Here is a 12,518-nt window from a genome sequence, read left to right as displayed (position 1 = left end):
GTAATCGGCTGAAGGCATCGTGAATCATCCTTGGTTATTACCCACCATCATCGCGGCTACGCCTTCGGCCTTCTTTCTAATCTTTATTTACCTGTATTTGTATAAGAAAGAAGGACAGAAGGCTCTGCTTGCCTGGTCCATCTGCTGGGTATTCCATCTTTTAGGTTATCTAGGAAATATTCTGTTAGTAGGAGGAGCTGACTCTTACAGATATTTTCCTGCTTTCTCCATTGATTTCATTAGGGCACTTTTCCAATTCTTAGGATGTTTTTATTTTTTAAATAAATCATTCTCCAGACCATTTCAGATTTTATTTGGGTCGGCTGGACTTTGGGCATTGTATTTAGATATAGAAAAGACAAGAGATCCGTATATGATCTGGCCTATCTATATTTTAATAGGTGGATCTCAAATTTATACAGGGATCATTTTTCTTAGAACTAAAAACCTGATCCCAAGCTTAGGAAAAATTATCGCAGGTTGGATCTTTATAATTTGGGGAATCCATGTACTCAATTATCCTTTTGTACGATTCCATCCTGAATTTGGTTTTATTGGTTTTTTTCTCGCGGGTTTATTTAGATTCTCTTCTGCAATAGTAATACTACTCGTATTCTTTGAAGAAACAAAAGCGGCACTCTCCAAAACGGAAGAAAATTACAAAAAGATAGTAGATACTACCTTAGAAGGGATATGGCTCATCGACAAAGAAGCTAAAACTAGATTCGTAAATTCTACAATGGCTGAATTTTTAGGAATGAGCGAAAGAGAACTGATAGGTAAAAGTTTATTCGATTTTATAGCAGTAGATAATATCGATCTAGTAAACAAAAGATTGGAAGAAAGAAAACAAGGGCAAGCAGAAGTCCACGATTTCTTTTTTAAACGTCCAGACGGTGAATCTGTCTGGCTTTTAATGTCTACGAATCCGATCTTCGATCCCCAAGGTAATTATGAGGGCGCACTTGCGATGTGCACTGATATTACTTATTATAAAAAAACGGAAACCGCTTTAAAAGAAAGTGAAAGGCAACTTTCCACTTTGATCCGTAACCTTCCGGGTATCGCCTATCGTTGTGCGTACGATCCTGAATGGACAATGGAATTTATCAGCGAAGGTTGTTTCGAGCTTACTGGTTATTCTCCTTCTGATTTCGTTTCTAATCGTACAATCGCTTTCGGGGAGATCATTCATCCGGAAGATGCAGAAAGAGTCTTTAATGAAGTTACTTCTGCAGTTAGTAAAAATATTCCATATCGACTACTCTATCGTATCCATCGGAGAAGCGGAGAAATGCGCTGGGCATTAGAACAAGGTTCCGCAGTAAAAAGTGAGAACGGAGAATTGATTGCCTTAGAAGGTTTTATCACCGATTTCACTCAAATAAAAATTGCAGAAGAAATTATGGCGAATTCTCTCCAAGAAAAGGATCTCTTACTTAAAGAAGTTCATCATAGAGTTAAAAATTATCTGCAGGTATTGTCTAGTCTACTTTCCATCCAATTGGAACAGGTAGACGCAAGTAATCCAACCCAGGTTCTGACAGAATCCCAAAATAGGATCCTATCAATGGCCTATGTTCATGAATCCTTATATGGAAAACATAGGATCAGTGACGAGTTTTTTCCAGAGTTTGTAAGCAGGCTCGTGGATAGCCTTCTTAAATCATTTGGACATAGAAAAGAAGAGATCCAGATTTTCTTGAATTGTGAATCTCTTCCGATCAAACAGAATTCTGCAATCCCTATCGGTTTGATCCTGAATGAGTTAGTCACTAATGTTCTGAAACATGCATTCTCTATTAAAAAACATTCAGAGGAGAAGATCATCAAGATCTCTTTTTACAAGGATGGAAATTGGATCCATTTGGATGTGACTGATAACGGAAAAGGCAAATCTTCTGATCCTAAATCAGAAGATTCAATGGGTCTGGAACTTGTAGATCTTTTGACTAAGCAGTTAAAAGGTTCTGTGTTGGATCTTTCTTCCGAGCAAGGGACAGTTACTAGGATACGATTCCCAGCTTCTTATTAGGATCCCCCACTACCTCGGGCTCTCGATGAGTTACTTCTCTAAAAGTATCGAAGTAATTTTCATGATTTGTTCCCATAATTCTATCCCAAATATTAAAATACAAACTGTAGTTGCAGTTAAAATATTTATGGTGCATATTATGATGAGTGGTAGAATTATGAAGTCTTAATATTCTATTCTCAATAAATCCTTTAGGAAAAAGCTCAAAGGAAAGATGCCCCAGCACATTCAAAAAATTACTATAAAAGAAAAAGACGACAAGTGCAGTTGTATGCACAGGTAAGAATAAGATCACTAATGGCACAATTCCTGCTTCTACAACAGCTTCGTATGGATGAAAAGAAAACGCCGCCCAAGGAGATGGGTTCGTGGATTTATGATGTACCAAATGCATTCTTTTGAAAAGAAGAGGATGATGCATCATTCTATGAGTCCAATAAAAATAAGTATCATGCAGGAATATTAAAGCAATAATACTGAATAGAAGATAAGGAACACCGTAGTCTTCTACCTTATCGTAGATAAAAGTCCAGCCAGCCTTCTTCATTAAGACAACCAAAATTCCGGAAGCGGCAAAGATCAAAAGAGTGATCGCTGAATATTTAAGTTCGTAAGAAATTTTATCTTTTTCTGGAAGTCTTTTTTGGATAATCTTGTGTTTGAGTTTGTCTTTAAAGATCAGCCAAATAAAAACATAAGCGATCCCTGCCATTAAAATATAGCGAAACCATAATATCCCTAAGGTAAGAAAATAATAAGCTGTATAGCCCATTTGATCCACTATCTCGTTCATCCCATTCTCTCCGTGTAGGCACAGTTTACACGATAAGACGAGGATTAGCCTATCTGAATTTTAAAAATCTCTAGCTGATTTCAAAATCGGCGGTACTTTTTAAGGACCCGTCCCTGCCACGGTTGCGGCGGAATTCTGTTGGAGTGACTCCGGTAAGTTCTTTAAATGCGCGATTGAAAGGCCCAAGAGATTGGTAACCTAAATCCATAGCTACTCTGATAATAGGGATCTCGTCTTTTCCGGAGTCTAAAAGAATTTCACAAGCTTCTTGGATCCGATAACGATTTAAGAAGTCTGGAAAATTTCTAAAACCCATTGCCTGATTGATCAACCTTCTGAGTTTATATTCCTGCACTTCTAAATCTTCTGCAAGCTGCCCGATTGTCAGACCTTCTTTTCTATAAAGTTTCGTTTCTTCAAATGCAGAGACTAATTTTTTCTTTAAGGCTGGGTCCGCATATACTGCTTTTTCTTCTTTGTCTCCTGACTCTTCCGGTCTTGGGTCCACAAGACCTTCTTTCAACTCGAAGACCAAATACATAAATGCAAGTATAAGTCCCCAAGCAAAGACCACATTTGCTAAATCTAAAATTTCAGATAAGATCTTACCTCTCAAGATCAAGTGGGAGAACATATTAAAAGTGATTACACTTCCGGTCATCAGGATATGGACTTCACGTAACCTTCTTCTTGTTTCGATCAAGTCATCCTTTCGCCCTGAATAGATCCGGATGATAGCGGCCACAACAAAGCCCAAGGATAGAAGAGTAGGAATAATTATATGAGCGAGAACAGTTTCCGAAACGATAGGCCCTCTCATATTGATCAGGTCCAATACAGGATAAACTGACCAAGCGGAAACTCCAACCTTACTTAGAAGTAAAAGCCAATACCAATATTTGATCTCGAAATGATCCTCGAAGATCGCAAGACTTATCATCCAAAAGAAAAAAGGTAAACTGATCAGACCTGCAAATAAAAATACGCGGATAGAATAAGGGATCTTTAGATCAGGATCCAAGGAAAGAAGGATATAACATATGATCCCGAAAGAAAAACCTCCAGCGATACGTATCCTAAAATCGTAGAGATACCTCCATCCTAAGAGGCCTATGATAAAGATTAGATTCGAAAGACAGAATAAATGTAATATGTCCGTGATCTGTGAGATCAAATGAGTTCTTCCAGTTTTTCCAATTCTCCCCAAAAGTCCTTTGTTTGTAAACCAGGAAGAAATTTCCGGATCAAGCTGCTGTCTATAAAACTATCCTCTCTATCCATCTTTTCTTCGGGAAGAACCTGGATCTTGCCATGATCCTCTAAGAATCGGAAGATCTCTAACCATGTATGCCATTGCCCGTCAGATAAAATTAGCTCAGAAGGCAGATCATTTCCGGAGTAAGATAGAAGCAAACGTACCGCTTCTGCAATATCGTCCCCATGAATCAGATTCAATTGTCGTTTTGTTTTTTTAACTGAACCCTTTCTTGCCCAGTTTGCTGGATTCCTATCAGGGCCATAGATCCCAGAAAGCCTCAGGATCTTACCACCCTTCTCCAAAAATCGTAACTCTGTTTCGTAACGATCATGCCGAGGATCTAAAAGAGTTTTTTCAGTGATATCGGATGTAATCCTCTTGTAGATACTAGTAGATCCAAACATCCACACAGATTTGGAATTAGAGAATATAGTATCAAAAACCTGTTCTCTATTCTCTAGTTTTTGAGCGGGGAAGGTGATAAGGCTCGCGTCAAACATTGAACCTTCGTTTTCTTTTCGGAATTTTTCCAAGGCTTTCATATCCGAAAGATCCAAAAGAATAGACCCTTCTACTTGCGTAGCTCGAGAAACTCCGATAACAGTATTCTCTTTTTGTAAAGTATTTAGGATCCTTAGGCCGGTATATCCCAGCCCGAAAACTGCATACTTAGGCATTACTCCAGACCGAGTCTTTTATAGATCAGCCCAACTTTATCTAAGTAAGGAGAAATTTGGAAGATAGAATCTAGATCTCCTGGTTTTAGGACCTTTTGAACTTTAGGATCTTCAGCAAGTCTAGTCTTCAGATTTTGAGAAATATCGGCCCAAACTGCCATCGCATGACCTTGCACGATTGCATAAGCATCTTCTCTTGTAATCCCGCCTTTCTCGATCAAGTGAAGAAGAACCTTTTGAGAGAAGATTAAACCTCTTGTGGTCCCCAAAGTTCTTTCGATCGCATCAGGATACACATGCAAATTTTTCACTACGAATAACATTTTATCTAAGATATACTCTAATGCGATTGTAGAATCTGGAACTACAATCCTTTCTGCAGAAGAATGAGAAATATCTCGTTCATGCCATAAGCCAACATTCTGAAGAGCAGTAGAAACATTGGAACGGATCACTCTCGAAATACCGGAGATCCTTTCACAAATCACAGGATTTCTCTTATGAGGCATTGCAGAAGATCCTTTCTGCCCTGGAGAAAAAGGTTCTTCTATTTCTCTCCCTTCTGTTTTTTGAAGAAGACGAACTTCGGTTGCAAAACGATCCAAACTTGCAGCAGTAACGCCTAACGCGGACATATAAGCAGCATGTCTATCTCTAGAAACCACTTGTGTCGCAATTGGATCAGGCTTAAGCCCTAATTTTTCGCAAACGTATTCTTCGATATCAGGTTCTATATTGGAATAAGTTCCTACTGCACCAGATAATTTTCCTACGGCAACTTCCTCTTTTGCCAGGGCCATACGCACCCTGTTCCTTTTCATTTCTTCATAGAATAATGCGAACTTTAAACCAAGAGTCATTGGTTCAGCATGGATCCCATGAGATCTACCGATACAAGGAAGGTCCCTATATTGGATCGCCTTCTCTTTGATCGCTTCGATCAACTGATCAGTTTTTTTAAGGATCAAGTCCATTGCTTGGACCATTTGTACACAAAGTGCAGTGTCGCCAATATCGGAAGAAGTGAGGCCATAGTGAACATGGCGACCTGCAGGTCCGATATAAGAATTCATATTAGTTAAGAATGCGATAACGTCATGATGAACCTTGGATTCAATCTCCAAAATTTCATCCACATTGAATCTTGCTTTGGAACGGATCTCTTCGAAGTCTTCTTTAGGGACCTCTCCTTTTTTCATCCGGGCTTCGGTTGCTAATATTTCGATTTCTTTCCAAATATCGAATTTGTTCTCCAATTCCCAAATTTTAGAAATCTCAGGATTCGAATACCGATCAATCATTCCAGTTTCCTTGGGGAAATACCCCCATTGATAGGATTTTTATCGGGGGCCCATCCGTAAACGGTTTTTGGTGAAGAGAGACACAGAGATAGCAGAGTCGCTAAGTTTCTGTCTCACGCAGAGTCGCGGAGCCGCCAAGAGGTTAAAAGATTTCGCACGGAGTTCACAGAGAACACGGAAAAATGAGGGTTCATTTGACAAACAGAAGAAGGCCCATGTAGGAGTTCCTTCACGAGTTTAAATCTAATGTTAAAAACCCTTTTAAAAAACTCTGCGTCTTTGCGGCTCTGCGTGCCATTAAACAGCGGCTCTTACTTCTTACACTGCGTCTCTATAATCGATGCCTTTTTTACGAAGCCATCTGCGACGTCCCTTTTCTCCCAACCATTTTAGAACGGGAGAAAGTTTACCTACAAGCCAAGGAAATAGCGCAGCGAGACGAGAGCTCAGTCCGTCGCCATATGGAACATAGATTTCCAACTTGCCGGTCCTGATCCCTCTAAGAACTGCACTTGCAACATCGTCAGGAGATTTTACTGCATTCAACCAATTCAATACGGTCCCTCCGTTCAAAGCTTCATGCAATAACATAGGAGTATCTACTGCAGCGGGATATATACCGGAAATTTTAACCCCTGTTCCCTTCAACTCCTCATGGATCGCAGTTAAAAAACCTCTAAGTCCGAATTTGGTAGCGGAATATAAAGCAGAGTCTGCAAGAGCGATGATCCCTCCAATAGACACTATGTTTACCACAGAACCGCTTCCTTTTCGGAGCATCATTGGAACTACTGCATGTATCAGCCGGATCGGTCCTAAAAGATTGATACCGGTATGGCGATCTATCTCCGAAATATTTTGATCCAGAAAAGGACCTTCCTTTGCGTATCCAGCATTATTCACTAAAACTTCCAGATCGGAAAATCTAGAATTCAAAATGGAGACCATCGACTCCACTTCTTCTTGTTTTGTTAAATCGCAGGCAATCAATTCCGGCTTACGAGAAAGCCTACTCGAAACGGATTCCATTCTTTCTTTTTTGATATCACAAAGTACAAGTTGGTATCCCGCTTTATCCAATCGTATGGCGATAGCCTCCCCTATCCCGCCCCCTGCACCGGTAACTAAGGCGGTCTTCATCGCACTACTCCCGCAAGTTGAGATGGAGAATTTATATTTTTCTGTTTCTTTTTCAAAACATCAAATTGTCCTGATTTTAATTCAGGCCATTCCATTTTACGTTGGATCATAGAACGATATTTCTTGTAAGCGACTTGATTCACGTATACCGAGTGCCGTCCTGTATTCAGATAATGAATGCCTCCGTTTAATAACGGCCTATCTGTTCGAATCAACTTTTCAAATTTTTTAGCAGAACTATTCCCTTTTCGTTTCGCATCTATATAAGAAGAAATTAAATTAGCCATTTCATCGAACATTTTGTATGCCCCACCGTCTGTTTCCATATAACCAAGAGCATAAAGATTTTCATACTTGCGATTAAATAGAGTAAGATAAAGTTCTGGGCGTCCGTTTTTCCATTCGAAATATTTTCCTTCCATGTATGGGATCGCCCACTCATATCCTGTCGCAAGTACGACCAGATCGATCCTTTCCTTAGAACCATCCTTAAACTCTACAAACTCTCCGTTCAATTTGGAGATATCACCCTTTGCGATCACATCCCCATGACGCAAATTATGCAGAAGTTGATCGTTGACTATAGGGTGCGTTTCAAAAATTTTATGATCGGGAGCGGGAAGACCGATCTTAGTCAAGTCTCCAACTAATAATTTTAAGATAATCCCAAAAACCCACTGAGAGAACCAGTTCGGGATCCAATGTGCCCCGTCGCCGAATACATCAGCCGGCATTCCAAAAATATGTTTTGGAATAAAATAATAACCTCTCCTCACGCTGATGAATGCCTGGTCTGAAGCAACTCCAGCGTCGCATACAATATCACATCCTGAATTTCCTGCTCCCACAACGAGCACTCTCTTTCCTCGAAAAGAAGAAATATTTTTATATTTTACGCTATGTATTACCTCTCCTCGAAACGTTTCTTGGCCTTCTAATTTTGGAATATTCGGAGACCAAGTGATCCCGCTTGCACAAATGATTCCCTCATACAGTCCTGATTCTCCAGTAGAAAGTTTAACTAACCATTTTTTTCCTTCCTGTTGGATGGACTGGACCGAAGAATTAAATTTGATATGTCGATATAGATCATATTCTTTAGCGAAGGCCCGGTGATATGCTAAGATCTGGCGATTGGATGGATAATCCGGATACTCTTCCGGCATCGGATAATCCGCATAATTGGAAAGATATTTCGAAGAAATAAAATGAGCGCTTTCATACATGGGAGATCCCGGATTTTCGATATCCCAAATCCCTCCCACATCCTTATACCTCTCAATCACATGAAAAGGAACTCCCTTCGATTTCAAAGATCTCGCCATGGATAGACCAGCAGGCCCCGCCCCCACTATACAGTAATGGCCTGAATAATTTTGGACTTCTTTAGAATTGGAAACTTCGGCTTGCTCGTTCATACTTCTCCTCACAAAAATGATCAATGTTCTTTTTTAATAAATGATCATTGATCATTTTTAAGAAAGAAGTCAAACAAAAATCGGCTCCAAAAGAAAAAAGTAGTCCGAGAAGAAGAGGAAATATAACTGTATTTCCTATGAAGCAGGGCCAACGCACACCCGTACAATCCCGAAGCAAAGAAAGATTGGATCTGATCCTCAGAACTGCAAAGGAATTGATTGGAGAAAAGGGAATAGATGCTGTTAGCATGAGGGAAATCGCCCAGTCTGCCGGAATACAGATCGGGTCTTTGTACCAATATTTTCCAGGAAAGAATACTCTCCTTCTAACAATTATGAGAGATTATTATGACAGAATATATGCCGAAACAAAAACATTACTAGATCAGGTTACCAATGCAGAAGAGTTAGAAATCGCAGGAGAAAAAGCAATTTTACAATTTGCGGAATTTTTCCGAAGTGATACCGCACTTGCGAATCTTTGGGCAGGAGCAAGAGCGATTCCTGAATTAGTTTCGGAAGATAATTTGGATACATATAGAAATGCAGAACTTATAGTAAAGACCACATTACGTTGTTTGCCGGGCTTAAAAGAAAACGATCTAAAACCATTCGCTCTCTTTCTGAGTCATACGATGGGGACAATTGTCCGTTTTGCTGGAGAAATCGAAAAGAAAGAAGGAGAAGAAATCCTTAAAGAATGTCAGGAAATATTTAGGCTCAGACTAAAATCCCTGATAGATCTCTCAAAGTCCTCACGTAAAAAAAATAAATGAAAATCTAAACCTCTAAGATCTCTCAAAGAGATTGAGTAATCCCACTCGCAGGAACTCCAACAAATGGCCCTCCTCTCTGCGTCTCCTACCCTAATTCAAAAGAACTTACAAACTCTTTGATTAAATTAATATGATCCACTTCAGGTGAAGGGTTTTCCTTGCTTGGCTCATATAGATGTTCATCAAAAACATGGTAATCGAAAATTTTGAGTTCGAAGTCAGGGATAGTAATAATGATATTTTCGGAATGGATATCGAAGATCAGTTTTTCTTCGGAAGCAAGATAACGAGTTACTTCTATCACTCTATGGAAGTCTAAGGCGATCTTCTTGAGTTTGGATTTATTGATGATCCCGAATCTATGAGTATCAAAATTCAATTTCCATTTTGGGAAAAGTGCATCCTGGATCGGATTTTGTCTCACCTTCTCATTTAATCGAATGAATTCTTTTAGATGTTTTCCAGGCAATAAGTTCTGGTTGTCGCAGGGCGTCAGTGTGACTACTGGAACGCCGAAAGGACTTCTTCTATAACGTAGGCCCATAAAAAATCTAGTCGGAAGCACAAGATCAGGGATTAGGCTTTTTAACTTCCAATAATGAAGTCTTTCCAATCCTAAACGAGCAAATTTAAAACGGATCTCGTCTCTTTTGGATTCTCCCCATGCAGATTTTTGCAAATGATGCATGAGCCCAATTTCTTCCGTTTTTAAATAACGTTCCAGATTATTCTGCACTTCTTTATATAAAGAACCAAAAATAGGATCCGATGGAAGTTTGGATTTTCCTATTTTAACAACTTGGTTCCAAGGAAGTGTGTATACAAATTTATATGAGCCTCTTCCAATATAATTCTCCGAAGCGAGAGGCATAAAATTATCTAAAAATTCTCTACCATATCTATGCGTTATACGAAATACGTGAGATACAGGAAAAAGTCTTTCGTAAAATTTACGAGCAAAGCCTGATTGTCTAAGCCGAAAATCGATAGGCAGATCCTCTTTTGGGATCTGAGAATCTGTCCTATCCGGATCAAAAAATAATTCCTTATCTAGACCCTTTTCCAGGATCTCTATAAAGCTTGGGATCCCAGGAGAGTTCCAAAAATTTCGGATCGCATCTCCGAATTCACTGAATCTTCCTTTCTTCGCCATTAAAATCCCAAACCTTATTTGGACTGATAGTACAAGTCTCTTTTATAAGTAGGAAGAGCCGTTTTGTTCTTCTTAGAATTTTCTAAGGCCTTGTCTTTTTCTTCGTCGATCCACCAATAATATTTGGCAGCACCTTCACCTGAATATCTAGAAAGAGGATTATCAGGAGTTCCGAATCTATTCCAATAAAGAACTCTTGTGGATTTAATTCCCCAAAGAAGAACATAAGGAACTTCTTTAGTTAAGATCTTATCTATCTTCTTTATGATTTCCGTTCTTTTTTTAATATCGAATTCAGTTTTTTGCTGCTCGATGAGTTTGTCCACTTCTGGATTATTGAATCCATTAAAATTGTTTTGGCCATTCTCATTTGCATATTTAGAAAACCACTGATGTTCAGGGTCTGGAAAAACTCCGCCTGGTCCCCAAGCCGCCCATGTAACATCAAAATTATATTTGTCCATTCTTTCAGACCAGCTAGCAAGATCAGTATTCTCAATCTTTACCTGAATTCCAAGATCCTTGGCTCTTTCTAAGAAGAAGGTAAAATATTTTTCGGTTCCTCTTTCTCTTTCCAAAACATGCATTACGAATTCCTTTCCATCTTTTTCCAGGAATCCCTTTGCATTAAGTTTCCATCCTGCTTCTGCAAATAATTTTTTAGCTATATCAGGATTATAGTCTATCGCAGGGTTCGGCAATTGTCCTTCTTCCCATACGGAGCCGTAATAAGAATCAGTGAGTTGGTATTCTCCAAAAGCAAGTTTGTCCACCATAACTTTCCGGTTCACTAAATGAGCGATTGCCTTTCTAACTCGAATATCCTCGTAAGGGGATCTTCTCATATTGAATGCCCAGCCTTGGAAACCGGATCTTTTGTCATTATAGATCTTTTGTTTAACAATATAATTTTTATCGAAAGGTTCTCCAGTTGTATCTTGCACCCAAGTTGCTGCTTTATATACAGGATATAGATCTATATCACCTTTTTTGAATGCCTGGAATGCAACTGCCTCATCTGCAAATACCTTGAAGATGAGTGTATCAAAATTAAAAGTTCCCTTAAAAAAAGGATAAGCCCTTGCCCAATAATCGTTTCTACGTTTCATTTTAATGTAGATCCCTTTCTTGGCGGATTGCAATTCATAAGGCCCAGAGGTTACCGGAAATTCAAAATTTTCTTTGTTAAACTCTTTTCCTTTATAGTGATGCTCTGGTAAAATTTGAATACTGTAAGCGATAAAATTAAAGTTTTTCCAATGGATCTCTTTTTGAGTGAATTCCACTTCATGATCATTAATTATTTTCGGGACTTCGAAACGAGAAAGATCGATACGATGAAGAGCTGTATTATTCTTTTTATCCATGATAGTTTCATAAGTGAATAATATGTCTTTAGCAGTAATCGGTTTACCATCACTCCATCTGGCATTCTTATCTAGAATGAATGTGAAAGTTTTTTTGTCTGAAGAAATTTTCCAAGAAGAAGCAAGTCTAGGTATAGACTCTTGAGTAATCGGATGCTGATCCAATAAGGACTCAAACATCAGATCAAAAATTTCCCCGGTCGTACTAAATTGCTCTAAATATGCATTTAATGATTTAGGATACTGATGACTATAGATCCTAAAAGTCCCTCCCCTTTTTGCGTTAGGAGAAACAGAAGGATTCGGTTTTTTCAGTGCTTCCGGGATACTGTTTGGATCTCCTTCCCAAGGAAGTTCTTCAGTCGCTACTGAGATCTGGACTTCTTCCTTCTCTTTACATCCGTTCGATACAAACGTGATGACAGATAATAAAAGTATAAAATAGCAAATATTTAGGAATTTAGGATTTCTTAGAGCAAGGTTCAAAGCGCACCTCTTAGGAATGTTCGTGTTCGAAAGCTTCCGGGAAAACCCGATTTCAGGCAAACTTAAATGTAAAATTTTTGATGAAAAGATAGAAGGACTAAAGCCTAACAGCTA

At 38.9% G+C, this 12,518-nt stretch carries 10 protein-coding genes; 2 read left to right on the top strand and 8 right to left on the bottom strand.

The genetic code is table 11. From position 1 onward, the window contains the following. The first annotated feature begins 19 nt into the window (after positions 1-19). A complete protein-coding gene (locus EHQ52_RS19660) occupies positions 20-2,035 on the top strand; it encodes a PAS domain S-box protein (RefSeq protein ID WP_135617058.1) in 2,016 nt (671 codons plus the stop codon). Here the strand turns inward: EHQ52_RS19660 and EHQ52_RS19655 are convergent. From EHQ52_RS19655 to EHQ52_RS19630, 6 genes are all read right to left on the bottom strand, one after another. Next, entirely contained in the window at positions 2,007-2,828 is an 822-nt protein-coding gene (locus EHQ52_RS19655) for a sterol desaturase family protein (protein WP_135617057.1), read from the bottom strand. The genes EHQ52_RS19660 and EHQ52_RS19655 overlap by 29 nt on opposite strands. Before the next feature lie 70 nt (positions 2,829-2,898). After that, positions 2,899-4,002: an AraC family transcriptional regulator gene (locus EHQ52_RS19650; RefSeq protein ID WP_135617132.1), complete on the bottom strand. Its 1,104-nt coding sequence runs from the start codon at positions 4,000-4,002 to the stop codon at positions 2,899-2,901. After that, positions 3,999-4,763 carry a Rossmann-fold NAD(P)-binding domain-containing protein gene (locus EHQ52_RS19645; RefSeq protein ID WP_135617056.1) on the bottom strand — a complete coding sequence of 255 codons (765 nt, stop codon included), beginning with the start codon at positions 4,761-4,763 and terminating at the stop codon, positions 3,999-4,001. The genes EHQ52_RS19650 and EHQ52_RS19645 overlap by 4 nt, the downstream gene beginning before the upstream one ends. Continuing rightward, positions 4,763-6,064 carry an adenylosuccinate lyase gene (gene purB, locus EHQ52_RS19640; protein ID WP_100710541.1) on the bottom strand — a complete coding sequence of 434 codons (1,302 nt, stop codon included), beginning with the start codon at positions 6,062-6,064 and terminating at the stop codon, positions 4,763-4,765. The genes EHQ52_RS19645 and purB overlap by 1 nt, the downstream gene beginning before the upstream one ends. Positions 6,065-6,382: 318 nt before the next feature. Then, positions 6,383-7,204 carry an SDR family NAD(P)-dependent oxidoreductase gene (locus EHQ52_RS19635; RefSeq protein WP_135617055.1) on the bottom strand — a complete coding sequence of 274 codons (822 nt, stop codon included), beginning with the start codon at positions 7,202-7,204 and terminating at the stop codon, positions 6,383-6,385. Continuing rightward, complete coding sequence (locus EHQ52_RS19630; protein WP_135617054.1) at positions 7,201-8,622, bottom strand: flavin-containing monooxygenase; 1,422 nt, start codon at positions 8,620-8,622, stop codon at positions 7,201-7,203. Before EHQ52_RS19630 ends, EHQ52_RS19635 begins: the two co-directional genes overlap by 4 nt. Positions 8,623-8,669: 47 nt before the next feature. On the opposite strand from EHQ52_RS19630, the gene EHQ52_RS19625 reads away from it, so the two are divergent. Next, the gene (locus tag EHQ52_RS19625) at positions 8,670-9,398 is read left to right on the top strand and encodes a TetR/AcrR family transcriptional regulator (protein WP_341867189.1); all 729 of its coding nucleotides are present in this window, start codon (positions 8,670-8,672) and stop codon (positions 9,396-9,398) included. A gap of 85 nt (positions 9,399-9,483) precedes the next feature. Here EHQ52_RS19625 and EHQ52_RS19620 read toward each other — a convergent pair whose 3' ends face one another. Beyond that, positions 9,484-10,551 carry a hypothetical protein gene (locus tag EHQ52_RS19620; RefSeq protein WP_135617053.1) on the bottom strand — a complete coding sequence of 356 codons (1,068 nt, stop codon included), beginning with the start codon at positions 10,549-10,551 and terminating at the stop codon, positions 9,484-9,486. Between the two features lie 14 nt (positions 10,552-10,565). Then, positions 10,566-12,404: an extracellular solute-binding protein gene (locus tag EHQ52_RS19615; RefSeq protein ID WP_135617052.1), complete on the bottom strand. Its 1,839-nt coding sequence runs from the start codon at positions 12,402-12,404 to the stop codon at positions 10,566-10,568. Between the last annotated feature and the right edge of the window lie 114 nt (positions 12,405-12,518).

Origin of the sequence: Leptospira koniambonensis, from assembly GCF_004769555.1 — a bacterium.
GTDB classification, from domain to species: Bacteria; Spirochaetota; Leptospiria; order Leptospirales; family Leptospiraceae; genus Leptospira_B; species Leptospira_B koniambonensis.
The sequence above is the reverse complement of the archived record's forward strand: the minus strand, read 5'-3'. Positions and strand labels throughout refer to the sequence as shown.